Genomic DNA, 25,187 nt, shown 5'->3' on the forward strand with positions numbered 1-25,187 from the left:
GTGAGGATTAATTATGAAACAACATCAAGGAACCTATTACCCCCTGACCGCAGCACAGCAGGAAATTTGGCTGGCTGAACAATTAAATGTAAGCGCAGGAATTTATAATACGGGTTGTTATATTGATATTTCAGGCGCTATCGATATTGAGACGCTTAACACGGCATTGTCCCAATTGATAGATGAAGCTGAATGTTTACGAGTAGTGGTTGTACAACACCCACAAGGACCACAACAACAGATCGTGACCAATCTGCAATGGCACTGCCCACTTATTGATCTATCTAACCATATGGATGCGTTAACAGAAGCTGGAATCTGGATGAAGGCTGAATTGGTGCGGCCGATGGAGTTAACACAGGGGCCGTTGTTTGGTTTTGCGCTGCTAAAAATCAGTGATGAACACTATCTTTTGTTTATCCGTGTCCATCATCTGGCTAGTGATGCTTTTGGCACTACGTTGCTGATTCAGCGGCTGGCTGAACTGTACACCCAGAAATTTACTGGCGCTGATGAGCTGGAAAATCCTTTCGGCCCCCTTAGCGATCTGTTGGCTTTCGATGAAGAATACCGCCGCTCGGAAAATTTTCAACATGATCGTCAGTGGTGGTCACAGTATATGGCAGGACGAAGTGAGCCACAGAGCCTTGCCGTGGGAGCGAAACCCGGTCAGTTCGCCGACTTAGGTTCGTTCAGTTGCACCCAGTGTGAAATCCCGGCAAAGGTCAACGACATTCTGCGTACTCTGAGTGAAGAGAGCGGAAGTAGTATGGCACAAATTATTATTGCTATCGTTGCTTCCTGGATTTCTCGTATGACCGATAAGCAGGATATTACTTTAGGTATGCCAGTAACCGCGCGTTCAGGGCGTATGCTACGTAATATCCCAGGTATGGTATCCAATGTATTACCTCTGCGTTTGACAATAGATCCCGCTCATTCCATAGGTGACATTAGTAAGCTGGTCAGCCAAGAAATCCGCCTGTTACTCAAACACCAACAATTTCGTTCCGAAGATATCTATCGTGATTTACAGCGAAATGGTTCCGCCCCCCGCCTGTTTGCACAGAATATTAATGTGATGCTGTTTAACAGCAATGTGAGCTTTGCGGGTAATTTTGGGCGTACCAAAAATTTGTCCAGTGGGCCGGTAGAAGACCTCTCTGTGACCATTTATTATCATGACGAAAGCGGCAGTTTGCAGTTTACGCTCGATACCAATGATAACCTCTACACTCCCCACGATATTAACCTTCAAAAATCTCTTTTTCAGCACTTCATCACTGAATTGTTGGCAGATATATCACGCCCCATTGGTGAACTGACATTGCCAGGTTGGCGCCTAGGAGAGAGCCTATTACCTGCACGGCGCACAAAATCAAATAATGAGGAAACACTGACCTCACGCTTTGAACAACAAGCAATTGCAATGGCAGATAGTGTGGCGCTGACTTATCAACAGGAGAATGTGAGTTATACGGTATTGAACCAACGTGCTAACCAACTGGCACGCTATCTGGTATCCCGGCAAATAGGCCCGAAACAGCGTGTTATGGTCTGCTTACCACGCTCTATTGAGATGATGGTGACACTGCTAGCTATCATCAAGGCTGGTGCTGCTTACGTGCCAGTGGAGGCGGATTATCCACAAAGTCGTCTTGATTTTATGATTGACGATGCTGAACCCGCTTGTGTGATCACCACCCGTGAAATTGCACAACGTCTGGCAACTAATACACCTGTGTTATTACTAGATGATACCGAGTTGATCGCCCATCTGGAAATGCAGAGTGTTGCTGATCTGTCTGATAAAGAGCGCTTGCAACCGCTGATTTCAGCACACCCCGCTTATATCATTTACACCTCTGGCTCCACCGGCGTACCCAAGGGCGTAGTAGTGACTCATCACAATGTGATGCGTTTGCTACAAAGTACTCAACGCTGGTTTAATTTCTCTGACACTGATTGTTGGACAATGTTTCACTCTTATGCTTTTGATTTTGCTGTCTGGGAGTGCTGGGGAGCATTGTTGAATGGCGGAAGATTGGTGATTGTTCCCTGGGAAGTCAGCCGTTCACCCTCAGATTTTTTGCAGCTTTTAGTTAACGAAAAAGTGACGGTGTTAAACCAAACGCCCTCAGCGTTTCAAGCACTGATCCATGCTGATCGCGAAGCCCCTGAGCTTGGGCAGAATTTGATGCTGCGTAAGGTGATTTTTGGCGGAGAAGCGCTGAATGCCCATATACTGGAGGAGTGGTATCAAAGACACGCTGATAACGCGCCTCAGTTGATCAATATGTACGGTATTACTGAAACCACTGTACATGCGACCTATTTCCCTCTTTCGCGTGAAATCGTTGCACAGCCTGCTTCAAGCCTTATTGGTGAACCTATTGATGATCTCAGTATCTATATTCTTGATGAGGCTCAGCGCCCGGTTCCGATAGGTTTTGTCGGCGAGATATACGTGGGCGGCGCGGGAGTCGCGCGTGGTTATCTGAATCGCCCTGAACTCACGGCTGAACGCTTTATCGCTGATCCTTTTGTCGGCACAGATACGCGCATGTATCGTACTGGCGACCTGGCAAGATTGCGTCGGGACGGGGTATTAGATTTCCTTGGCCGCACTGACGATCAGGTTAAAATCCGCGGCTTCCGTATTGAATTGGGCGAGGTAGCGGCAGCGCTGAATGCACACCCTGATATCATACAATCCGAAGTAATTGTGCGTGAAGATGAAGGTCAACAGAAGCGGTTGGTGGGCTATGTCATTGCTCATCAGGGTATTACGCTTGAACCACAGTTAATACGGTCCAATCTAGCCACACGCTTGCCCGAAGCGATGATTCCAGCAGCAATAGTGCAACTTGATCACTTCCCGTTGACCATTAATGGAAAGTTAGATCGTAAAGCGTTGCCGAAACCTATGTGGAACAGTGCAGTAGTCAATGAAAGTGAATCTTCCAGTCCACAGGAACTCGCGCTTTGTCATCTGTTTGCCGAGTTGTTGGGATTAGAAAATATCTCTCCAGAGGACAATTTCTTTGAGCTTGGCGGCGAATCTTTGGTTGCAATGCGGGTAATAGCAAGAGTGCGTAGTGACTTCGGCGTTGAAATCACGTTGCGCGATCTATTTAACGCACCGAGGGTTAGCCAACTGGTGCAACGATTGAACGTTTTGCAGCAGGAAAATGAAGTAGTCAGCCAAGCCTAAATTTTTAACGCGATTATATCGGTAAATAAAACAGAGGATAAAACATGATGAACCGAATCGATGAATTAACCGCAGAACTTCTTATCTCAATGAATCAGCATGACCTTAAACGACTGGATAATATTTTTTCCGAAGATATTTCACTTTATTATCCGGGTATTCCTCCAATGGTAGGTAAAAAGATGTCGCTTATCTTTCTCAAGAAACTGTTCTCAAATTTTGAATATTTACATTTTACGCAGACTGGTTTTATTGCTAATAATAACCATGCTTGCGTTATTTGGGAAAATGAAGGGCGTCGTAAAAATAGTGATATTTATAGCAATATGGGCGTAACATTAATCGAAATTATGGACGATAAAATAACTCTCCTCAGCGATTACTTTAAATTTGAAATACCTCATTAAGTAGGATATCGCTGTAATAAAAATTTGGCGCTCTCTGGATGTTGTATTTGGTTTAGATATTATCGCTACGCTTTTATTTTATTAATCTGGCTTCCAAGGAGAAGGTGAAACGGCGGCTATAAACTGTTTCACCTTTAGTAATAGTTGCTACATGTAATGACATGGATGATTGTGTATAACCGTTTCATGCCAAAATAACCACAACCATTCTATTTTGTTCCGTCAGGGAGAATAAGATTAATATCGTTCAATACCATTAATCATATTTCGGGAAATTGTTGACCAATACAGTATACCTTTAATGCGATGTGGTAGATCAATTTTCCATGCTTACTACACACCATAAATATGTAGTAACAAATTTATGAAGCTACATAAAGCTGATGTTCGGTTATTGCCATTGCAAGACTGTATTCAATACCTGCCGTCTGAATTTGGCGTAATGTTTCCAGTTTAGGCTGATAAGGTAACAGATATTCCTGACACTGTGGAAAAGTAAGATATTGCGGTATCGGGCAAGGCGTTGTGGTTTTTTTATTAATTATGATGATACGATCAACAATATCCTGCCAATACCGATGCATCTTTATTCCCCCGACGATTGCAGTCGGATCCAACGGAAATAATAGTGATATATTTGTATAATTATCATAAACATATGCATTTTCCCACTGATGTGTATCTTCAAGTTGATATTCATTAAGTTTTCGGCTTTGTGCATGAGTTAATAAATTCAATAACCAGGGGTATGCATCAGGTTGCTGTCTGGCAAGTGTCTGCATCAATAAGATTAATATATCCAGTGGAAGATAAAGGGTTTTGCCGACAAGAGAAAACCCCGATAACTGTTCCTGAAATGCCTGCAAAATAATATATGAGAGAGCCAGATTATTGGCATATTGCGCTAATTGTATGCCCTGCCCAAGAACAGGGGGATAATACTGTTTATCTGATAGTAAAGGAGGTTGGCTGGCAATAATATAATGTTTTTTCTTTTTATTGCGACTAAATATAGATTGTTTTATTAATACTCCTTCCTCATTGAGATACCACCAAGAATAAGGGCGCCAGCCAAGATCACTAAAATTTGTGTGAGTCAGCACAACCCGGAGATGAAAAACTTCATGGTCTTCCTTTTGTTTGTCAGTAACGAATTTACTGACACCAGCGCGTGGAAAAAATATATTAGGGCTAGCATGGGGTAAAGTGACAAATATTTCTTTTGCACAGAGAAAACGTTTCAATGTTATCTCATTCCAACCTAATAAAGACCATATTTGATGTGATAATGTATCCGGCAGGGTTGGAAAAAGCAGAGATTTTTGATTATTTATCTGTGAAACAACTAACCGACGATAAATTATATTATTCATGTTTTTTTATTCCTTTATCAAGTAAATCTCTCTGAGATAAATACCATTGCAAAGAAAATAATAATAAGATACCAACCACCAAGTAATAAGTGGTTTTCAGGGAAAAGAGTGATAATAATGCCCCAGCACCTAATGAAAACGTTATCTTAGACAATGAAGCAATGGATGTTCTTAGCATAATAAATTTTCCGACATCCTGTTTTTCAGGCACCTGATTACATTTTACCTGAATACATATAACGTGACAGGTGATGAACAATGTTACACAAAATAACAATGCAGCTACCAGATATTTATTCTCTGCTCCAACCATTAATACAATTATGACTGCGCTGATTAACAGAGCATGATTAAGAATAAATTTTTCTCCGACTATTCTTCGCGACAGAAGTAACCCAGAGAGAAACCCCGCTATCATACAGCTAATATTGAGTGACGCGTAAAAATTCGCCCCCGATTCAGTAAGAGTATCAGCCAGTGGTGGTAAAGAGGTATTAATAAATTGAAATGTACCACTGGAAGGAATGGAAAATAATAATATTTTTCTTAATTCCTGTCGGTTAAATACATGAACGAGATACGCTTTATCCAGCAGTTGTTTCTGTTTTTTATCGGTATGAACTGTTGCTGGTATCACTGATAAAGTAAAAGAAGTAAAAAAGCCGGTAGCTACTGTACTGACGGCATAAAAAAAACCAGCAATAAATAAACCTGAATTACCGGCATCCAGTGTGAGAAATACCCCTCCCAATGCGGCACCCGATGTTTGCGAAATCTGAATATTTGATGCCGAAATTTGCAACATTTTACTGCCATCCTCCGGTGTAAAGTTATCCCGGACAATACGGTTAACCGACGTTTTATTGAACATCTTCACTAGAGATAAAATGCTTTGTACAGTTACAACTGCCAACATGAGCAATGTAGGTTGTGTTGCTGAAAATAAAAAAAACAGCGGCAGGCAGAATGCTGACAGAGTGAGGATGCCATTACTGACAGTGAGTTGCCGAGCAGGGTTTTTAGTTTCAGCAAATGAAAGAAGAAAAAAACCCATAATTGCGGACGGAAGATACCCTGCTATTATCGTGAGACTGATAGCTAACGGACTGTGTGTGATTTGAAAAACCAGCCAAAGAATAATCACACTTTGCATCCCCTCAGCTAAGGCAGAAAAAGCCGTATAGGTTTGGAACCCTATAAATTTTTTCCGCAATAACTGTTGATTCTTCATTGTACTTCTCTCTTAACATGCGTTTCTGGGAAAGATTCTGACAATTGATTAATCAAATTATGAAATTCAGCCAGACTTTGACATGAAACGAATGCCAAATAGTGAAAGTCGTGAGCACCAGTACGCGTCATTTTATGGCGTGTTTTTTCTAATTCCGATACAGCAACAACGTTTGGTAAACGTAATAAATCTGATGTGCAGCGCCCCTCTGGATAAACACCAATAACCCCAGAATAACCGTGATAATCCTGTAATGGTATATTATTAATTGGGCGTAGTAACTGGCTGTTAACAAAAGCCTGCCATAAATCTACTCCAGTAAAACGCAATAGTGACTCAGCAACGCCAACTCCCGGCGGCCGTAGGCCAATTTCACCAAAAATTAATTGTTCACCCCGTCTGTAAACTTCCATATGAAAAACGCCTTGTTTTAACGCTAATTTGGCAATAGCTCGTTGAGCCATAGAATAAGCTATTGAAAACATCGGATGAGATGAAGGTAGGTGAATACTTGCCCTTGTTTGACCTTTGGCACTGAGGATAGGAAGGCTGTAACAAGAAAGGCAGGCTACAACTATCTCAGACAAATTGACGATACCGTCAAGATGGAATTCTTCTTCTATATCTATTTCTTCCTCAATCAACATTAATGTATCCAGATGAGTAAGCTTTTGATGCAACTGATCGACGGTTAGGCGTTCAACATTCTGGCATGAAGAACCAGACAGAGGCTTAATAATAAAATGGGTGGCAGCTCCTTGAGTGCATTGTGCAAAATTGTTGTAGAAATAACCTGAAAGCCAACACCTTGGAGCAGGTAATTCATCTTCAAGACATTTACGCATACGCCATTTATTGGTTACACATAACGCCTGTTCGTAATTTAAGCCTAGCAACCCATAGCGACTACGGAGAAATCCGGCAAATGCCATGTTACTTTCTGAACTTGCAACCACATAATGAAAAGGTGTCTGATTCATTATGTTATCTATTTTTACCAGCGTTTCCTCCTGTGGAGCAAAGTACACCTGCGGTTCAGAAACACGAATATAATCAATATCCTGATGTTGCTTAATCGATTGTTCTAACAATGTTTTGTGAGTATCCAGAATAAGAGCTCGTTCAGACATTATCGTGCTCCTGTAAATGCAATAAGTTTATTGACATTTTCTACTAATGTGTAGTGATCCTTATGCGCGATAATCGCGTAGCCAGAACGACCATAAATGCCTTGAGATTGCATCTGTGTGTCTTCTGTCCAATCCAGTTCAACCAAATCAAAATTCTGGTAAAAGGACTGTTTTGTCAGTGAAACACCGTCAAAAGCACGTAATAGCACGACAGCAAAAAGCTGAGAAGGATATTCAGGCAGGTGGTGTTCATAAGGTAGCCCCAAAGAAAGTGTGGCATGAGCACTATATAGATCGACACCATAGCTCAGTTTTATTATTTCAGGTAGCCAGGCACCAGCAGGTCTTAAAGCACATTCACTAAAAAATATCCCTTCCCCATTTTTAAAAAACTCAAGATGGAATACCCCGTTAGCGGCATTTAAACGTTCCAAAATACGTGGACAAAACCGATCAATTTGTTGGTAAATATCTGGAAAATCTTGACGTGATAGTATTTGTAAAGCCAGTGTTTTTCCTTCATTACATTGCATCACAGGAGTGGCATATTGGCTTATAGAAAACCAATGTAATTTATCTCCAGACCAAATCCCATCAACACAAAATTCAGCGGCAGTGATCTTATTTTCCGCAACGTAGGCCACATTACTTAGATTTTTTTCATATTGTTGGAAATAAGTTTCATACTCTGATCTTGAATTGATAGCAGTAGTAGCAAAAGAGCCCATGCCATTAGCTGGTTTTATAATGAAAGGGGTACCCAACTCAACAACCAATTGTGAATAATCGTTATCACGGGTTACATACCGGCAATAAGCATGGGGGACAAGGTGTGCCAGCTTCTGTTTTTGTAAAAATTTATCCCGAAAATATAAAATATTACGATAATCTTTAGGTCCAGGTAATTGTAACATATCTCGTAATACCGCAGCCGTAAATACACCGTCTTCGTTGCCTGTAACAATACCTATAACTGTATGTAAGGAGAAGTTTAATACACACCGCAGAACTTCTTGTGCATCTTCTAGATTTTTAACTATATAGTACTTCGTGCCATTAAGGGCAGGTTTAACTCTGTTCACTATATAAATAATCTGATATCCCTGATGGGCTAAAGCTGTCGCAATACCTTCACGATATCCTAATACAATAACCGTGTTATTCATTCATTTTCTCCTGATCGCCAGATATAGAGATCGTGTTCGTTGGTATTAAAAGGAACTAAATATTCAAATCCTCGTTGAGTAAAGAAATGAATATTCTTCGCCAGTGAACGACGTAATGCAATAATGATAGGTAATTGCTCCTGCTGGACTGCTTCTTGGCAAATGATATTGAGTAATTTGCTGGCAATTCCCCGAGACCTGAATGCCGGTAATACAGATAAATAACTGAACGTTAAATTATCGTCCTCTTGCTCAATTAATACAGCCGCAACAACCTGATTATCATATTTAGCAATTCTCCAATAAATTAATTTCTCCATAATACTGACAGGCGTTTCATTCAGTGCTGTCGGCATAAAATCAGCCACAAATGGCAGATAAACGTCTTGCAAGAGTGCCAGTATCCCCTTGATATCTTCCTCAGTTGGTATAGAGAAGCTGATTGCTATTTCTGACATTATTCATTTCCAGAATTAACCTGCTTAACAACCATAAACAGTTGGCTTTCATATAAAATTGCCAATTTCCCCTCAAATTGATATTTATCCACCAGCATTTTTAATCTTTCGATAAATAACTCACCGTGGGTAGCTAAAGCACGTTGCACTTGAGTCGATGAACGACTCATCCCGATAAACGCTTCGCCGGGAATAGGTATACTCCAATGGGTATTGAGTGTAATATGAAGAGCGTTTTCATGCAGGAATGCCGTTTTCAATTCCTGCGCATAATCAAAATCCCGATAGTAACGGCTATAGTTAGGACTTAATTCTTCCAGCAGATTTTCATACTCATTCAGAAATCCACTATTCCGGTAATCTCGGTTATTTTGCAGGATCGCTATGACGCCATTATCTGCCAGACTGTTTCTGACCAGATTTAATACCGTTGCCCGATCCATCCATTGAAAAGATTGTGCTGCCATGATTAGGTCAGGATTAGCCACATTGGCGAGGTGCTGTTCAGCACTACCATGTAACCAACTGACCCACGGCAGTTTCTGTTTACCGGTGTCGATCATATCCTGCGAAATATCAATGGCAGTGTAGTGGTGTCGCTGACCAAGCAAATTTGCCAACCCTTCGAGAGCAATGCCGGTTCCAGCACCAATATCGACAACAGACAGTGCCTTGTCCTTAGGCAGCCAGTAGCAAATTTCACGGAAAAGTGCCTGCGGGTAACGAGGGCGATAGCGATCATAACCTTTAGCCAAACCATCAAATTTTTCTTTATGCTGTGTCATACTATCCTCTGTTCTTTCTCTTTGAGTGATGGGTTTTCGGGCGATTGATTAAAAATGTAATTGAGTCGTCCACCTGCGCGGACAACAGCCAACATTTGTTCGGATGGTGGATAAAAATCCGCTAATGACGTTTCAGCGATAAAACGGCCTTCGTTAATTAAGCATTCAACAACTAATCCTTCACGAAAACCTTCAATGTCGGCTTCAATCGCTAACAAGCCAAGATTCCATGCGTTGCGGAAAAAAATCCGCCCGAAAGCAGGAGCAACAACCATAGGTATACCTACTGCTAATAAAGTACTCACCGCCTGTTCCCTTGAACTGCCAATACCAAAAATACCATTACAGACAATAATATCTCCGGGTTGAAGTGTAGAGACAAGCTCAGGAAACCGGTTTTCAAACAGATGAGGAGCCAGTTGAGCTGACTCTGTGTACATGTGTTTATAACGTGCAGGGATAATATCGTCGGTAGAAATATCTCCCGTAATCATCCTGACACGTTGATTTTTGATGGAATCCCTTTTTACAAAATCGTTTTTTTGATCAATCATGCCATTCAAGCTCCGTAATCAGCGGCACCCTGCCATGTAATGCCACATTTGCTGCAACTAAAGGCGATGAGAGATAAATTTCCGCTTCAGCATTGCCCATACGCCCTTGAAAATTCCGGTTCATCGTTGAAAGAACCCTTTCCCCTTTGGCGGGAATGGTACCTTGTGTGCCAACACAAGCCCCACACCCGGGAGGAGTCACCAGAGCACCCGCAGAAACAATTTTTTCTATATAGCCACGTCGCATAGCTTCCAGATATACACGTTTTGAACCAGGCGTAACGATACAATGAACATCCTGATGTACGTGGTGCTTATCAAGGATTGCCGCGACTTCCGCAATATCTTCTAATCGGCTGTTGGTACAACTACCGATAAAGACATAATCTATCTTCTGCCCTGACAGCGTTTCCAGCGGCACTGCCTGAGCAGGGGAATGTGGCAGGGAAATATGCGGCGTCAGTCCTAACAGCGAAAATGTCAGATGATGATCAGCGACCTCTGGATTAATAGGCCGCATATTGGCTGGCCTGCCTGGCCCATCCGGCATAAAGACACATTTGGCACCAAGTTCAACCCCCATACTGGCGAAACTGGCAGCAGAATCTAAGGAAAGTGTCCGGCTCCATTCCCCACATAGCTCCACTGAGCGGTATAAAAAGGGGGATTGCCCGAAATGTCGCAGTAAAGCGAGCATCACATCTTTAGTCCGCGTAGCCGGATGGGGTTGACCGGAAATACTCAAACTGACTGTTTCCGGTACCTTCAGCCAAGTCTGCCCAGTCAGCATTGCTGCCAATACATCTGAAGCTCCCATGCCTAAAGCCAGTGACTGTACGGCCCCCCCTGTACAAGTATGAGAATCAGCTCCAATTACAATGTTACCGGGTTGAAACCACTGCTCTTCCAGGGCAATTAAATGGCTGATACCTTCACCTCTGGCAAAAATATTAACACCAATAGACTTGGCAAATTCCATTGCTTCATTAACACGTTCAGCCATTAACCTATCGGGCACAATCACTGAATGGTCGAAGAAAAAACCAATTTTTTCCGGGTGCAGAACCCGCTTAAGATTATGCTGGCGAAAGAGTTTAGCGATAGTCGGTGAATTCCCATCCTGAACATAAATTCTATCGACATCAACAGTGATCAGCTCCTTAGCCATAACCCTAGGTTTCTGGCTATGTTCAGCAATAATCTGATTAGCGATAGGCTGTTCATGAATCATCATGTTGATGTTCCTTCTGCCTGCTGATAGAGTTCATGCAATACATGTGTTGGGATCCCGCCGGGATATTCTTCGGCAGCTTTTCGTACCAGCGCCAGACAATATTCCAATGCCTGTGGCTCTGTCTTTATGCTATCTTCTTCTAACATATTTTGTAAGATAGCCCGACCGGAATGCTTGCCGACAACCAGACGACGCTGACCGCCAACCTGCTCAGGTTCAAAAGGTTCAAATGTTTTGCTATCTTTCAGCATTCCATTGACATGAATACCGGATTCATGGGCAAAAACATTGCCACCAACAATAGGTTGCCAGGGAGAAATGGTATGTTTACTGGCTTGAGCAACTTTCTGAGAGAGGCGGGTAAGTTGTCGGGTATCAACACCGGTATCTATCTGATGGAAATGTTGCAGAGCCATTACCATCTGAGCTAAATCCGGCATTCCGGCTCGTTCCCCCATCGCATTAACGCAGACATGGAAATAACGAGCCCCCGCTTCAAGACCCGCCAGCGTATTGGCTACAGCCAGCCCGAAGTCATTATGGCAGTGACACTGCAAATCAATAACTGATGCCTGACGAACAGCAGAAACCCGCTGTGCATATTGCTGGCTATTCAGAATGCCTATCGTGTCTGAAAGACGTAGACGGTCGGCACCAGCCTGCTCGACGGTAGCCGCGTATTCTTGCAAAAAACTGATTTCTGTCCGGCCAACATCTTCGGCACTGATTGAGACAAAAGCACCTTTATCTTTAGCGAATTTGATCATATCTCCGGCGGTCATTAACAACCAATCTCTGTCTTTGCTCACACTGTGTTTAAGATGAATATTGGAAGTCGGAAGGCCGATATGTATCGCCTTAAATCCCAGAGAGAAAGTATATTTAATATCTTCCAATACCCCCCGATTCCAGCCGATAATATTCACTTCATTTTTGCGTTCCAGAATCTCTTCTAATGCCAGAACTTCATCCCCTTTCATGGCTGGTATCCCGGCTTCTATCCACTTAACACCAGCGTCTACCAACGAATTAAAAATACTCACTTTTGTTTCTTTTGAAAATGCAACACCAGGAGCCTGCTCACCATCGCGCAACGTTGTGTCTTCCAGAATAATATTCTGTTGAATAGTCATAGCGTCATAACCTTATTTTTTATTAATGAGTATTATTTAAACGTGAAATTTACTGGGCGGTTTGGGAATATCCAGCTTCTCCCTTAATGTCCCTGATTTATAATCTGTTTTGAACACACCCATTTTTTGTAATTCAGGTACAACATGAGTCACAAATTCCTCCAGACATCCAGGCATATAAGGAGGCATAAGATTAAATCCATCACAGGCTTTTTCCTGTAGCCACTGCACCATTTGCGCAGCAACTTGTTGGTAAGAGCCAATAAGAATTAAATGGCCTCTGGCAATAATGATTTTTTCGTATAACTGTTTAATCGTTAAAGACTCTGATCTGGCCATCTTTTCAATAATCGCCCGACGGCTTTGATTTCCATTAGAAATAGGAAGTTCTGACAGAGGTTGATTAATATCGTAGCCTGATAAATCAATACCACCAAGCAAATCAGATAGCATGCTGAGACCAAATTCAGGGTGAATAAGCGCCTGCAAATCGTTAAATTTCTTTTTAGCACTCTCTTCATCAACGCCAATAAAAAAGCACAGCCCCGGCATAATTAAAATATTGTTATAGTGCCTTTCATATTGACTGAGCCGGGATTTTAAATCGCTATAAAATGCTTTTGCTAAATTCATATCAGGCTGTGCAGTGAAAACTAATTCAGCTGTTCTGGCTGCCAATTCTTTTCCCGGCTCTGAAGAACCAGCCTGCACAATAATGGGGTGCCCCTGAGGAGGATGGGAAATATTTAATGGCCCTTTTACGGAGAAATATTGCCCCTGAAAATTTAATTCATGGCATTTTGATGGATCATAAAAAATACCACTCTGCTTATCACGTGGCAGAGCATCATCATCCCAGCTATCCCACAATCCAGTCACAATGTCCCAAGATTCAGCCGCCTGATGGTATCGTTCATCATGCTCAGGATGTTGAGCAAAACCGAAGTTTTTCGCTGCATGAGATTTGGATGAGGTCACCAGATTCCAGCCAGCTCGCCCACGGCTAATATGATCCAACGAAGCAAATTCACGGGCAATATTAAATGGATGCTTATAGGTGGTGGATGCGGTAGCAACCAAACCGATATGTTCAGTCACTATTGCCAATGCAGATAAGAGAGTTATGGGTTCAAATACGACTACCCGGCTACCATAACCCCGCTGATCATCCTGAAAAACCGAAGGTGTATCAGAAAGAAAAATGAAATCGAGTAAACCTTTTTCCGCTATACGAGCCATATTCAGATAATGCCCGATATCTTGTGCAGCTTGCGGATTAACATCAGGATGACGCCATGCAGCAGGATGATGTCCTGTACCATAAGCAAGATAAGCACCAAGCACGAGCTGTTTCTGGTTACTTTCCATTATATTTTCCTTTATAGTACCTGCCATCTTTCAAGTTACCTCTTTTCTGGCAGCAGTCATCATTTTTATAAAAACACGGGATTATCTATGCTCCCGGGAATTCGCTCTTTTGTCACCACGATGCAATTCGAAATCCATAGGTTATATATATGTGTAAGAATATATTTTCTTGATAGAAAAATATTAAAACCCAGGTATCAAGATGTATAAGGAATAAGGTTGATGACTTTTTTTATACTTATGCAATCTTTCTCTACTTCTGCGGAACGCCCATACTTTAATATTTCGTGAGATACATGCTCCATTGCTTTATAAGCCGCTCTAAGCATATGATTGGCATAAATAATAATATTAAAACCTGCTTTGCTCAGATCATTATGATAAGTTGCTGAATAAGTCGTTGGTACACATATCAGTGGTAATTTTGGATATTTCTTCCTGAATGACTGGCTAAAATCAATAACTTCATCAGGCGTATTCTGGCAGCTATGGATCATAATACCATTAGCACCAGCTTTAACATAGGCATTGGCTCTCTCCAATGCATCCTCCATTCCGTAACCAGCAATTAAACTTTCCAGCCGTGCAAAAATCATTAATCGGCTCTTTTGTTGTGCAGCTTTACCTTTAGCTATTTTGTTACTGAATTCTGTAATATCCGCCAATTCTTGTTTAACGTTGGTGCCAAACAGAGAATTTCTTTTATTGCCCGTTTTATCTTCAATAATGACTGCATCAATACCTACCTGCTCCATTTTTCTGACATAATGGACAAAATGCTCAACCCGTCCACCTGTGTCGGCATCCATAATAACCGGCATTTTAGTGAGTGATTTTATCTCATGAATGTTTTGTAAACGACTATTAATATCCAATGTTTCATTATCAGGAATACCTTTAACAGCTGAGTCAGTCAAAGAACTTGACCAGATACCATCAAATTTATGGGTACAGCCATTATCATCTGTATAATTTGTATTTTTAATAATGAGTGCTGAAAGCGGATTATGTGCTTCAATAAAAGTAAGCGATTTCTTCTCTTTGAGTAACTTCTTCAACATAAAACAACCTCAGTTCAAAAACCAATCAGATCAAGATGCTATTTCAAACAGTTCAATGAGTATTATTGCCAACACTACTTGATTATAGCTCTGTCTAAATGAAATTTAGGTGCCCATGTTCTCGCTCTGAGGGCTTTACAATGAATGAAAAAATAATAGTTAAATTTATGCAAAATACCCATTTTTAGTTAATCATAAATTAACATATAAAGTCGATTTATCCGTGATAATCATCACAAAATAAAACAGTGGTTCAGATAATATTATCTACATCGTTAAAAACCCAGAGTTTATGCGGCTTTCAGCTACACAAACACAAATATAAACCGCTGTCAATTTAAATAAGTGTAATGCTTGTGAGAAAAAGATGAGAGGTTACTCTAATGCTTGTACAATCGGGAACTTCCACCATACAGATTAAGAAATATTGTAAGCTGTCAATGTTATGAATAGAGGTAAGCTATTCTTATCATCAAACAAAAATTTGCCCCCGCTCAATCTAATCGATAATACGTTATTATTTATGATCCCATTAGCTGCAAGGATTACCCATCGGATGGCGAGCGAAAACTCCCGTGGCCTGAAAGGGGGAGCAAAATTGCGGGTACATCTGCGCACTTTTGGCAGCAAATATCGTTGGACACATAACCCACCGTCTGACGATGAAAGTCATTTGACCTCTTTATATCGTGGTCAACAATTTCCAGAAAATCTTTAATCCTGAGTGGCAGGTTTACCCCTGCCACGTTTATTCAGAAACCTAAGCTATCCAGTAAATCATCAACTTGAGCCTGATTAGCGATAACGCCCACTCCATTTTGATTCACCTGCGGACCATTTAGTAAACTGTCAGTCTCTTTCTTGGTTTTTATCACCTGATCAGCCGGCATGTTTTCCATTAATACCATCACTAACTGTTTTTCTATTTCCTGAATAACATCCATCATCCGCTTAATAACCTGACCGGTAAGATCCTGAAAATCTTGCGCCATCATGATCTCTAGCAGTTGAGCGTTAGTGAATGCGGTATGTTCAGGTACCGTATTGAGGTAATTCCGGGTATCCATAACCAATGAACGTGCCACAGGCATCTCAACTGGGTTTTCAAACCATTCATCCCAACGTTTTTTCAGTGATATTGCCGATGACTCTAATTCATTCTGACGAGGTTGCGCCGCTTCAACGCAATTAAGCGCCCTTTCCGCCGCCTGCGCTGTCATCTGTACAACATAGTCCAAACGTTCTCTCGCATCAGGTATTGCCTCAGCCGCCTGAGCAATAGTTTTATCCAATCCCAACTCACGTAAACTATCACGCAACATGCGCGTAAGCTGGCCGATACGGCTGATAATTTCACTGGCGCTAATGGTCTCATCCCTTGGCATGACTGGATTTACACTCATTATGTCTCCTTAGAGGCCCAGTTTTTCAAATATTTTGTTGAGCTTTTCTTCCAGAGTAGCTGCGGTAAAAGGTTTGACAACATAACCACTGGCCCCGGCTTGGGCGGCGGCAATGATATTTTCTTTCTTCGCTTCCGCTGTCACCATCAAAACCGGTATCTTAGCCAATTGGGCATCTTCACGAATGACTTTTAGCAATTCTAAACCATCCATATTGGGCATATTCCAATCAGAGATAATAAAGTCAAAGTGAGATGAACGAATCTTAGTCAGAGCTTCTGCCCCATCTTGAGCTTCTTCTACATTATTAAAGCCCAATTCTTTTAAAAGGTTACGAACAATGCGACGCATGGTTGAAAAATCATCAACCACCAGAAATTTCAGATCCTTATTCGCCATAAAAACTCCTTGAAATTAGTTACCAGTCAGCACAGAGCCGCTAAAAATTTAAATTTATACCCGTCATCTTTCAAGTTGCCTCTTTGTTGGCTGCACTCGCTCACCCCAGTCACATAGTTACCTATGCTCCCGGGGATTCACTCCCTTGCCGTCGCGATGCATCTTGAAATCCATAGGGTATATCCGACAACCGTTAAATACGGACAGCCTGCCCTAAGCTTATTTTTGCCAGCATTTTCTTACTTATCTTGTGTATGTCCATTACCTCATCCACCGCCCCCACCTGTATTGCCGCTCTCGGCATACCAAATACCACACAGCTTGCCTCATCCTGCGCCAATGTGTATGCTCCAGCCTGTTTCATCTCCAGTAAACCTGCCGCGCCATCACTGCCCATGCCGGTCAGCAACACACCGACAGCATTTCTCCCGGCAAATTTAGCCACTGATCGAAATAACACATCTACAGACGGACGATGACGATTAACAGCCGGTGCATCGGTGATTAGAATCTGGTAATCAGCACCATTACGACACAGCTCCATATGGCGATCCCCCGGAGCAATGTAAGCGTGCCCCGGCAAAATCCGTTCACCATTTTCAGCCTCTTTTACGGTAATTTGGCTAAGTTTATTCAACCGTTCAGCAAAAGAACGGGTAAAACCAGGAGGCATGTGTTGAGTAATAAGCAGTGCCGGGCTGGTGACAGGTAACGGTTGCAATAAATTCTTTATGGCTTCCGTTCCACCGGTAGAAGCGCCCACCGCGATTAGTTTTTCACTGGATAACAGAGGCTTAAAACTTAAAGGCACAGAATTTATCGGTGTAGCTATTGGCACAGATAATTTAGCCTGTGCCGCTGTCCGTATTTTCTCCGCAATAAGCTCGCTGTAAGCCAGCATACCTTCACGAATACCCAATTGAGGTTTGGTTACAAAATCAACAGCACCAAGTTCCAATGCCCTTAATGTGATTTCAGAACCTTTGGCTGTCAGAGAAGAGATCATAACCACCGGCATTGGCCGTAAACGCATTAATTTTTCCAGAAAATCAATGCCATCCATACGTGGCATTTCAACATCCAGTGTGAGTACTTGTGGGTTATGCTTTTTAATGAGATCACGCGCCACCAGTGGATCTGGCGCACAGGCCACCACCTCCATATCCGGGTGGCTGTTGATGATCTCTCGCATGATTTGGCGCATAAGCGCTGAATCATCGACACAAAGAACAGTTATTTTATTCATGACCTCTCCTTGCCCGGCCTACACCGTAAACAGTCTGTCCTTGCAAGTAGAATTCCCGGCTTATTTGAGTGACATTTTCAGAATGCCCTGCAAAGAGCAATCCATCGGGTTTTAACAAAGCGACAAAATGACGCAGTATCCGTTCCTGCGTCTTTTTATCAAAATAAATCATAACATTACGGCAAAAGATGGCATCAAACTTCTCTTCAAACGGCCAATTGGGATCTAACAGGTTTAGACGCTGGAATGTCACCATGTCAGCAAGTTGGGGCCGGACACGAGCATAACCTTCATAAGATCCAACGCCTTTAAAAAAGTAACGCTTTCTCTGTTGATCGGTCAGTTGACGCAATTCATCCAATCGATAAACCCCTTTGCGGGCTTTTTCCAGTACATGAGTATCAATATCACTGGCAATAATTTTTACCTGGTGAAAACGCTCTCCCAACACATCGCTTAACGTCATTGCAATCGAATAGGGCTCTTCTCCTGTCGATGCCGCCGCACTCCATACCCGGTACGATCCACTCTTCTTACTCGCATGTTTAGCTAACAGAGGAAAATGATGAGCTTCCCTGAAAAAAGCCGTCAGGTTAGTTGTCAACGCATTGATAAATTCCTGCCACTCCTCACTCTCACTATTGATGTCGTTTTCAAGAATGAACAGGTATTGCCCAAAATCACGTATTCCAAGGGTACGCAAACGCCGAATTAAACGGTTGTAAACCATCTCCCGTTTATGTGCGGCCAGCACAATACCCGCACGTTGATATATAAGCTGGCAGATGCGCTCAAAATGCGCATCTGACATGGTATAGCGCTGAATCATGTGATTCAGTGGCGAAAGCGGCAAACTACTTGTCGCTGAAGCAATTAAATTTGATTTCATCTGGCCTCAGCGAGTCTGACTGACCGCCCCTTCGCTATCCGCAGACCTCAGCGTCAGTGAAAGTTCATTCTCAAGCTTATTTTCTGAATTATCTGGTAACTCAAACTGTGCCACTATTTGCACCAAAATATCTGCCTGGTCTTCAAGCGCAGCCGCAGCCGCGGCTGACTGTTCAACCAATGCAGCATTCTGCTGAGTAACCTGATCCATCTGTGTAACAGCTTGTGCTACTTGATGAATACCCCGACTTTGTTCATCCGATGCCGCAGCAATTTCAGCCATCAGATCCGTGACCTGGTTTACAGAAACGACCAATTCATTCATGGTTTTTCCTGCATGACTAACTAATTCAGAACCTTGGCTTACCCGTTGAACGGATTCACTAATTAATGTTTTAATCTCTTTTGCTGCTTCGGCGCTTCGCTGAGCAAGATCCCTCACTTCGCCAGCAACAACAGAGAAACCTCGGCCTTGTTCACCTGCCCGTGCGGCTTCTACTGCCGCATTAAGCGCCAGAATGTTGGTCTGAAATGCAATGCCATCAATAACGCTGATAATGGCGCTGATTTTCTGTGAGCTATTGGCAATCGCATCCATTGTTTCCACAACATCAACGGTCAGTTCACCTCCTTTAGAGGCTGTTTTCGATGCAGATACCGCCAATTCACTGGCCTGGCGAGCATTTTCCGCATTCTGACGTACAGTTGCTGTCAGTTGTTCCATACTGGCGGCGGTTTCTTCCAATGATGCAGCTTGCTCTTCAGTGCGGGAAGAGAGATCGGTATTACCCTGAGTAATTTCCTGAATACCGCTATACATTAAGTTAGTATTCTCTTTCACCGAAGCAATGGAACTCACCAGTGAACGTTGCATTTCGCGTAATTTGAGGAACACTTCACCAATTTCATCTTGAGTAAAAACAGAAACTTCTTTATTGAGTTTTCCTTCCGCAACATTCTGGAAGTGACTACGCATATTGGCAAACGGTCTGAGAAGATTCTTTTTTAACCACCAATGAGCCGCCCAAGCAACAACCAATACCATTAAGATCGCACCTGCAAACATGGCTGTGGCAATCTGATAATAAAAGCGACCATCTTGAACAGCAGTCTTAATTTCCTCTCCAATATACTGCATATATTGGTTGAAATCAGACTCCAGTTGCTGCTGATACTTTTCTGTCGGCTGGTTTAAGAAGGCATCATAATTACCACTTTCTAAAAAAGCCGAGAGTTCTCTAAGCGCTTTGATATATTCCTTATAGCTGGTTTCTACCGAGGCTAACAATACGCTACTACCATCCTCTTCATTTAATTTAGGTAGCGCGATAAACTCGGCAAAATGCATCTCAGCCCTATCCAAGGTCTCCTTAACATTAGCGACCATACTCTCAACATGGGCTTCAGATTGTTGCAGTGTTTTCCCCACAGCGATTCGATTAAGTGTATTACGCGATTGCAGCAGAGCCGCCCAGCTCAATCCTAAGGTATCCCTCTTCTGTGTTCCCAGATCAATCCGTTCAATATAAGACTGATCCGCATGAATGATCCCAAGTGATAAACCACTTGAGATTATCTGCATTACACAAAACATCATCAGTAACAGATATAAACTGGTTGATATACGAAGCCTGCCTAACATGTAATCACCTCTGTTAACGGCCGCATACGCAGCCGTGGTTATCGCTTAGTGTTTTAAAATGTTTCCCAATTAGCTTGTTCTTCCACATTATTGACTTTCTTCAACACCGGTGGATTCGATTTAGCGGGAGGAGTCTTAACCACAGGCAAATGCTCAGTTTTTGTTTCCGACTGAGGCTTATCGTCAAGACTCGGTAACTGGAACAGAGAAACCAATTTCTTCAATCCCGCCGCCTGATCTTCCAGTGCGGCAGCCGCGGCGGCGGATTGCTCAACTAAAGCCGCATTTTGCTGTGTGACACGATCCATTTCGGAGATAGCCAGACCAACCTGAGTTATTCCTCTGCTTTGTTCATCGGATGCGGATGCAATTTCACCCATGATGTCAGTGACACGGGTTACTGAACTGACAATGTTATTCATTGTTTCACCGGCGCTCTCAACCAGGACTGAACCGGTATCCGCGCGGCTTACTGAATCTTCTATTAATGCTTTGATCTCTTTTGCCGCCTCAGCACTACGCTGTGCGAGATTTCGCACTTCACCTGCCACAACAGCAAAACCTCGCCCATGTTCGCCGGCACGTGCGGCTTCCACAGCGGCATTCAGCGCCAGGATGTTAGTCTGGAACGCAATAGCATCAATAACACTAGTAATATCAGAAATTTTCTGAGAGCTACCGGCAATTTCACGCATGGTCTGTACAACATTCGCCACGACTTTCCCACCCCGACGGGCAATTTCAGAAGCACTGTCAGCCAGGTTGCTTGCCTGACGAGCATTTTCCGCATTCTGACGTACCGTCGCGGTCAATTGCTCCATACTGGCGGCGGTTTCTTCCAAAGAAGCGACTTGTTCTTCCGTGCGCGAAGAGAGATCATTATTTCCGGCGGCAATTTCACTGGTTCCGTTATAAATACTTTCGCTACTTTGACGCACGCTACTGACAGTAGTAATGAATTCTTTTTGCATATGTTTCAGGCCAATGGCTAACGTACTCATCTCATTTCTGCCTGAAACAGTAATATTTCGCGTCAAATTACCGGTAGAAAGCGCCTTGATGTTTTCCAATAATTTGTTTAGTGGATTTATCAAACTATGCTTGATGCTAACCCAACTGAAAATCATGGCTGAAACCAGAATCAGCATGACAATACCCAACATAATCATCGCATTTCTGTAGGAGATATTCGCATCAAATACAACATCAGAATAGAGGTGATCGTTTTGGGTCAAATAGAAGTTATATTCTTCTTCAAAAACACTCTGATATTTTCCTGTTGGCTGGTTGAAAAATTCTACCGCCTGATCATGTTCAAGCAAAACAATAAGTTCATGAAGCGCTGAAATATAAACATCATAGGCTTTTTTTAGACGATTAAGACTTTCTGATTCATGAATAGGCAATTTAGCGGTCTGTTCATATTGTTCAAAGCGCTGCTCCGCGATAGACAAGTTACTTCTGGCATCAGTTAGTAACTGCTCTAACGTGTAGTAATTATCAACACCTTCATCTTTTTTCATCATGTAGCGAATGCCAGCACGGTTCAAATTGTTACGGGCCTGCAACAAATTAACCCAAGTGTCACTTAAAAATGTCTGCTGTTCACGCATTTTATCCAGTATTTCTAGATTTTCTTTGTTACTTTTCAACTCATGGAAGAAAAGCCCTCCGGATATAAATTGCAGAGCACCAAATAATATGATGACCGCCATCAGCCCGGTCACTATTTTCATTCGGTTAAACATATTTTCCCTTTTTACAATAGATCAGCATGGCTCTGTTATCGGCATCACCAAAGGAAACTTTACTGGTTGAATAAAAGAAATTTGAATATTTTTCTGATCTGGACTTAACGGGAATATAGACAAAATTGGCTGCCATCTGTCGATGATGGCAGTCACATTTTATGGTTAGTTTTTAGCCACTGAATCTACTAACGCCATCTCTTCACTATTAAGCAGTTTCTCGATATCCACTAAAATCAACATGCGATCATCAAGTGAACCCAATCCTGTTAGATATTCGGTAGATAATGTTACTGCAAATTCAGGCGCCGGACAGATTTGTTCAGCTTTGAGCGATAAAACATCCGAAACACCATCAACTACAATACCAACCACCCGGTTTAACAGATTCAAAACAATAACAACGGTATTATCATTATAGGTAACCGTTTCCTGAGCAAATTTAATTCTCAGGTCAATAATAGGCACAATAACGCCACGCAGATTGGTTATTCCTTTAATGAATGCCGGCGTATTTGCAATACGGGTAACCTGATCATAGCCCCGGATCTCCTGTACTTTCAGTATTTCGATACCATATTCTTCATCACCTAGGGTAAAAACCAAATATCCTTCCCCGGCAGTTTCTCCTGACAATTTATTAAACGCTTCTATGGCCGACATGATCCTACCTTTTACTGTGAGATTGACGATTTTCTTTGGGGATATTCCCCATTCAGTGCTTATTTTTTAGCTTTGCTGAGTGCTAATTGATCATGATTGAGTTGTTGCAAGGCAGAAACATCAACAATCAACGCCACACTGCCATCTCCCATAATTGTGGCAGCGGAGATCCCGGGCACTTTGCGATAGTTACTTTCGATATTTTTCACAACCACCTGATGCTGACCAACTAATTGATCAACCAGTAAGGCATAACGACGGCCGGCACTTTGTACAATCACAACAATTCCTTTAGTCGGATCTATTTTTGCCTCAGGAATATCAAAAACTCGGTATAACTTAATCAGTGGTAAATATTCTCCTCTGACATGCAGTAATTTTTCATCACCAGCCAGTGGATAAATATCTTCTTCCTGCGGTTGAAGAGAACTCACCACCGCACTCAATGGCAAAATAAACACTTCGTCATTCACTTTCACTGACATACCATCGAGGATTGCCAGTGTCAAAGGCAACAAAATCCGCGTCACTGTCCCTTTACCGGCCTGGAAGTTAATCTGGATTTGACCACCCATTTCCTGAATATTTCGCTTAACTACGTCCATCCCTACACCGCGGCCAGATACATCTGTCACAATCTCAGCAGTGGAAAACCCCGGCGCGAAAATCAACATAGCAACCTCTTCATTGCTCATGTTTTCACTAACCGACAATCCTTGTGACATCGCTTTAGCCAGAATCTTTTCGCGATTTAGCCCGGCGCCGTCATCCACGACTTCAATACAGATATTTCCTCCCTGGTGTTCAGCAGAAAGCGTCAGGTTGCCTGTTTCAGGTTTACCCACCGCAAGCCGAGCTTCTGGTTCTTCAATACCATGATCCAGACTGTTACGGACTAGATGAGTCAGCGGATCAATAATGCGCTCGATTAAACTCTTATCCAACTCAGTGGAACTGCCAACCAAAGTGAGATCCACTTTTTTATTCAGCTTACTAGCCAGATCCCTGACTAAACGCGGGTAACGACTGAACACATATTCCATTGGCATCATACGGATAGACATCACAGATTCTTGCAAATCTCTGGAATTTCGCTGTAACTGAACCATGCAATTTAGCAAATCACCATGTGAAGTCGGTTCAAGAGCGTTACAGTGCTGAGCCAACATCGACTGGGTAATGACCAATTCACCCACCAGATTTATCAGTTGATCAACCTTCTCAACCGCAACCCGAATACTGGAAGATTCCGCTCGTTGACGTGGCGATCCAGCCGGTGGTGTCGGCGCAGGGCGCCCGACAGGCGGTACGGAACCTTTTTCCGGTGTCGTTGTTTTAACGACTTTAGCTGTATCTTGATTTTTAACTTTGTCTTTGGATTCAGCTACCGGCAAAAAAGTGATCTGTTCCGGTTCAATCACAAAACAGAGCACTGCGGTGATATCGTCCTCTGTGGCTGATGTTACCAATGATGCTTCAACACTATCCCTGGTCTGTTCAGCATCATAAACCTCCCCCAGATTACCCAATTCATCAAGCATCAAAGAAACTTCACGCTCTTTCAGACCAGAAAGGTGAACCCGAATTCTACCTTGCTCTTGCCGGTTTTCAGTCGCAGCAGGCTCCGATTTTAATTCCGGCTCTGATTCAGGCATCACCGCATCTATAACAGACTCAACCCCGCCTTCATTCTCTTCCTGTACTTCCAATGCAAGCTGGCGCAAAGTCTCACAGATGTAGGTAAACGCACTTTCATCCGGCTCCTGAGAACTTTTATAGGCATCCAACTGTTGCTGCATAATATCTTTCGCTTCTAAAAACAGGTTGATAATATCAGTCGTCAGACTCATTTCATCTCGTCTAGCGCTGTCCAGCAAATTTTCCAGAACATGTGTGGTTTGCTGTAGTTTGATAAAACCAAAAGTCGCAGCGCCGCCTTTTATTGAGTGAGCACTGCGAAAAATAGCATTCAATTGTTCTTGATCTGGCTCATCAGGATCGAGCTGCAATAGATGCTGCTCCATATCCTCCAGCAATTCATCTGCTTCATCAAAAAAGGTCTGATAAAACGCGGTAATATCCAT

General features: G+C 42.6%; 22 protein-coding genes. 3 read left to right on the top strand and 19 right to left on the bottom strand.

Annotated elements, in window-relative coordinates; genetic code table 11:
* The first annotated feature begins 13 nt into the window (after positions 1-13).
* Both Phpb_RS12710 and Phpb_RS12715 read left to right on the top strand, forming a co-directional pair.
* Positions 14-3,214 carry a non-ribosomal peptide synthetase gene (locus Phpb_RS12710; protein WP_065390645.1) on the top strand — a complete coding sequence of 1,067 codons (3,201 nt, stop codon included), beginning with the start codon at positions 14-16 and terminating at the stop codon, positions 3,212-3,214.
* Positions 3,215-3,258: 44 nt separating this feature from the next.
* Entirely contained in the window at positions 3,259-3,621 is a 363-nt protein-coding gene (locus Phpb_RS12715; protein WP_240492546.1) for a nuclear transport factor 2 family protein, read from the top strand.
* Between the two features lie 362 nt (positions 3,622-3,983).
* Here Phpb_RS12715 and Phpb_RS12720 read toward each other — a convergent pair whose 3' ends face one another.
* From Phpb_RS12720 to aepX, 11 genes are all read right to left on the bottom strand, one after another.
* Positions 3,984-4,994, bottom strand: a complete 1,011-nt coding sequence (locus Phpb_RS12720; protein WP_082302574.1) for a hypothetical protein — start codon at positions 4,992-4,994, stop codon at positions 3,984-3,986.
* Positions 4,987-6,225 carry an MFS transporter gene (locus tag Phpb_RS12725; protein WP_065390646.1) on the bottom strand — a complete coding sequence of 413 codons (1,239 nt, stop codon included), beginning with the start codon at positions 6,223-6,225 and terminating at the stop codon, positions 4,987-4,989. The genes Phpb_RS12720 and Phpb_RS12725 overlap by 8 nt, the downstream gene beginning before the upstream one ends.
* On the bottom strand, positions 6,222-7,355 hold the full coding sequence (locus Phpb_RS12730; RefSeq protein ID WP_065390647.1) for an ATP-grasp domain-containing protein: 1,134 nt from the start codon (positions 7,353-7,355) through the stop codon (positions 6,222-6,224). Before Phpb_RS12730 ends, Phpb_RS12725 begins: the two co-directional genes overlap by 4 nt.
* Entirely contained in the window at positions 7,355-8,521 is a 1,167-nt protein-coding gene (locus Phpb_RS12735; protein WP_065390648.1) for an ATP-grasp domain-containing protein, read from the bottom strand. The genes Phpb_RS12730 and Phpb_RS12735 overlap by 1 nt, the downstream gene beginning before the upstream one ends.
* On the bottom strand, positions 8,518-8,979 hold the full coding sequence (locus tag Phpb_RS12740; protein WP_065390649.1) for a GNAT family N-acetyltransferase: 462 nt from the start codon (positions 8,977-8,979) through the stop codon (positions 8,518-8,520). The genes Phpb_RS12735 and Phpb_RS12740 overlap by 4 nt, the downstream gene beginning before the upstream one ends.
* A complete protein-coding gene (locus tag Phpb_RS12745) occupies positions 8,979-9,764 on the bottom strand; it encodes a class I SAM-dependent methyltransferase (protein ID WP_065390650.1) in 786 nt (261 codons plus the stop codon). Before Phpb_RS12745 ends, Phpb_RS12740 begins: the two co-directional genes overlap by 1 nt.
* The gene (locus Phpb_RS12750; protein ID WP_082302575.1) at positions 9,761-10,318 is read right to left on the bottom strand and encodes a LeuD/DmdB family oxidoreductase small subunit; all 558 of its coding nucleotides are present in this window, start codon (positions 10,316-10,318) and stop codon (positions 9,761-9,763) included. Before Phpb_RS12750 ends, Phpb_RS12745 begins: the two co-directional genes overlap by 4 nt.
* The gene (locus Phpb_RS12755; RefSeq protein ID WP_240492547.1) at positions 10,311-11,552 is read right to left on the bottom strand and encodes a 3-isopropylmalate dehydratase large subunit; all 1,242 of its coding nucleotides are present in this window, start codon (positions 11,550-11,552) and stop codon (positions 10,311-10,313) included. The genes Phpb_RS12750 and Phpb_RS12755 overlap by 8 nt, the downstream gene beginning before the upstream one ends.
* Positions 11,549-12,685 carry a homocitrate synthase/isopropylmalate synthase family protein gene (locus Phpb_RS12760; RefSeq protein ID WP_065390651.1) on the bottom strand — a complete coding sequence of 379 codons (1,137 nt, stop codon included), beginning with the start codon at positions 12,683-12,685 and terminating at the stop codon, positions 11,549-11,551. The genes Phpb_RS12755 and Phpb_RS12760 overlap by 4 nt, the downstream gene beginning before the upstream one ends.
* A gap of 36 nt (positions 12,686-12,721) precedes the next feature.
* Entirely contained in the window at positions 12,722-14,053 is a 1,332-nt protein-coding gene (locus Phpb_RS12765) for an LLM class flavin-dependent oxidoreductase (protein WP_065390652.1), read from the bottom strand.
* Between the two features lie 197 nt (positions 14,054-14,250).
* Entirely contained in the window at positions 14,251-15,114 is an 864-nt protein-coding gene (aepX, locus tag Phpb_RS12770; protein WP_065390653.1) for a phosphoenolpyruvate mutase, read from the bottom strand.
* 445 nt (positions 15,115-15,559) lie between these two features.
* On the opposite strand from aepX, the gene Phpb_RS26330 reads away from it, so the two are divergent.
* Complete coding sequence (locus Phpb_RS26330) at positions 15,560-15,832, top strand: hypothetical protein (protein ID WP_131817517.1); 273 nt, start codon at positions 15,560-15,562, stop codon at positions 15,830-15,832.
* Between the two features lie 34 nt (positions 15,833-15,866).
* Here the strand turns inward: Phpb_RS26330 and cheZ are convergent, their stop codons facing one another.
* The 8 genes from cheZ to cheA form a co-directional block, all read right to left on the bottom strand.
* Positions 15,867-16,517 carry a protein phosphatase CheZ gene (gene cheZ / locus Phpb_RS12775; protein ID WP_036775773.1) on the bottom strand — a complete coding sequence of 217 codons (651 nt, stop codon included), beginning with the start codon at positions 16,515-16,517 and terminating at the stop codon, positions 15,867-15,869.
* Between the two features lie 9 nt (positions 16,518-16,526).
* The gene (cheY, locus tag Phpb_RS12780; RefSeq protein WP_065390654.1) at positions 16,527-16,916 is read right to left on the bottom strand and encodes a chemotaxis response regulator CheY; all 390 of its coding nucleotides are present in this window, start codon (positions 16,914-16,916) and stop codon (positions 16,527-16,529) included.
* Positions 16,917-17,109: 193 nt separating this feature from the next.
* Positions 17,110-18,162 carry a protein-glutamate methylesterase/protein-glutamine glutaminase gene (locus Phpb_RS12785; protein ID WP_065390655.1) on the bottom strand — a complete coding sequence of 351 codons (1,053 nt, stop codon included), beginning with the start codon at positions 18,160-18,162 and terminating at the stop codon, positions 17,110-17,112.
* A complete protein-coding gene (gene cheR / locus Phpb_RS12790; protein WP_065390656.1) occupies positions 18,155-19,051 on the bottom strand; it encodes a protein-glutamate O-methyltransferase CheR in 897 nt (298 codons plus the stop codon). The genes Phpb_RS12785 and cheR overlap by 8 nt, the downstream gene beginning before the upstream one ends.
* Before the next feature lie 6 nt (positions 19,052-19,057).
* Positions 19,058-20,692, bottom strand: coding sequence for a methyl-accepting chemotaxis protein (locus tag Phpb_RS12795; protein WP_065390657.1), 1,635 nt, complete (start codon positions 20,690-20,692; stop codon positions 19,058-19,060).
* A gap of 53 nt (positions 20,693-20,745) precedes the next feature.
* Complete coding sequence (locus tag Phpb_RS12800; protein WP_065390658.1) at positions 20,746-22,440, bottom strand: methyl-accepting chemotaxis protein; 1,695 nt, start codon at positions 22,438-22,440, stop codon at positions 20,746-20,748.
* A gap of 165 nt (positions 22,441-22,605) precedes the next feature.
* Complete coding sequence (gene cheW / locus Phpb_RS12805) at positions 22,606-23,103, bottom strand: chemotaxis protein CheW (RefSeq protein WP_015834820.1); 498 nt, start codon at positions 23,101-23,103, stop codon at positions 22,606-22,608.
* Positions 23,104-23,162: 59 nt separating this feature from the next.
* Entirely contained in the window at positions 23,163-25,187 is a 2,025-nt protein-coding gene (gene cheA / locus Phpb_RS12810; protein ID WP_065390659.1) for a chemotaxis protein CheA, read from the bottom strand.

Source organism: Photorhabdus namnaonensis, assembly GCF_001684335.1.
Taxonomy (GTDB): domain Bacteria; phylum Pseudomonadota; class Gammaproteobacteria; order Enterobacterales; family Enterobacteriaceae; genus Photorhabdus; species Photorhabdus namnaonensis.

Coding starts and splice junctions, on each gene's coding strand:
- cheR (WP_065390656.1), bottom strand. CDS start 19,051: ATGAAATCAAATTTAATTGCTTCAGCGACAAGTAGTTTGCCGCTTTCG.
- cheA (WP_065390659.1), bottom strand. CDS start 25,187: ATGGATATTACCGCGTTTTATCAGACCTTTTTTGATGAAGCAGATGAA.
- Phpb_RS12760 (WP_065390651.1), bottom strand. CDS start 12,685: ATGACTATTCAACAGAATATTATTCTGGAAGACACAACGTTGCGCGAT.
- Phpb_RS12720 (WP_082302574.1), bottom strand. CDS start 4,994: ATGAATAATATAATTTATCGTCGGTTAGTTGTTTCACAGATAAATAAT.
- Phpb_RS12750 (WP_082302575.1), bottom strand. CDS start 10,318: ATGATTGATCAAAAAAACGATTTTGTAAAAAGGGATTCCATCAAAAAT.
- Phpb_RS26330 (WP_131817517.1), top strand. CDS start 15,560: ATGAATAGAGGTAAGCTATTCTTATCATCAAACAAAAATTTGCCCCCG.
- Phpb_RS12800 (WP_065390658.1), bottom strand. CDS start 22,440: ATGTTTAACCGAATGAAAATAGTGACCGGGCTGATGGCGGTCATCATA.
- cheY (WP_065390654.1), bottom strand. CDS start 16,916: ATGGCGAATAAGGATCTGAAATTTCTGGTGGTTGATGATTTTTCAACC.
- Phpb_RS12735 (WP_065390648.1), bottom strand. CDS start 8,521: ATGAATAACACGGTTATTGTATTAGGATATCGTGAAGGTATTGCGACA.
- cheW (WP_015834820.1), bottom strand. CDS start 23,103: ATGTCGGCCATAGAAGCGTTTAATAAATTGTCAGGAGAAACTGCCGGG.
- cheZ (WP_036775773.1), bottom strand. CDS start 16,517: ATGAGTGTAAATCCAGTCATGCCAAGGGATGAGACCATTAGCGCCAGT.
- Phpb_RS12740 (WP_065390649.1), bottom strand. CDS start 8,979: ATGTCAGAAATAGCAATCAGCTTCTCTATACCAACTGAGGAAGATATC.
- Phpb_RS12745 (WP_065390650.1), bottom strand. CDS start 9,764: ATGACACAGCATAAAGAAAAATTTGATGGTTTGGCTAAAGGTTATGAT.
- Phpb_RS12725 (WP_065390646.1), bottom strand. CDS start 6,225: ATGAAGAATCAACAGTTATTGCGGAAAAAATTTATAGGGTTCCAAACC.
- Phpb_RS12730 (WP_065390647.1), bottom strand. CDS start 7,355: ATGTCTGAACGAGCTCTTATTCTGGATACTCACAAAACATTGTTAGAA.
- Phpb_RS12785 (WP_065390655.1), bottom strand. CDS start 18,162: ATGAATAAAATAACTGTTCTTTGTGTCGATGATTCAGCGCTTATGCGC.
- Phpb_RS12710 (WP_065390645.1), top strand. CDS start 14: ATGAAACAACATCAAGGAACCTATTACCCCCTGACCGCAGCACAGCAG.
- aepX (WP_065390653.1), bottom strand. CDS start 15,114: ATGTTGAAGAAGTTACTCAAAGAGAAGAAATCGCTTACTTTTATTGAA.
- Phpb_RS12795 (WP_065390657.1), bottom strand. CDS start 20,692: ATGTTAGGCAGGCTTCGTATATCAACCAGTTTATATCTGTTACTGATG.
- Phpb_RS12715 (WP_240492546.1), top strand. CDS start 3,259: ATGATGAACCGAATCGATGAATTAACCGCAGAACTTCTTATCTCAATG.
- Phpb_RS12755 (WP_240492547.1), bottom strand. CDS start 11,552: ATGATGATTCATGAACAGCCTATCGCTAATCAGATTATTGCTGAACAT.
- Phpb_RS12765 (WP_065390652.1), bottom strand. CDS start 14,053: ATGGAAAGTAACCAGAAACAGCTCGTGCTTGGTGCTTATCTTGCTTAT.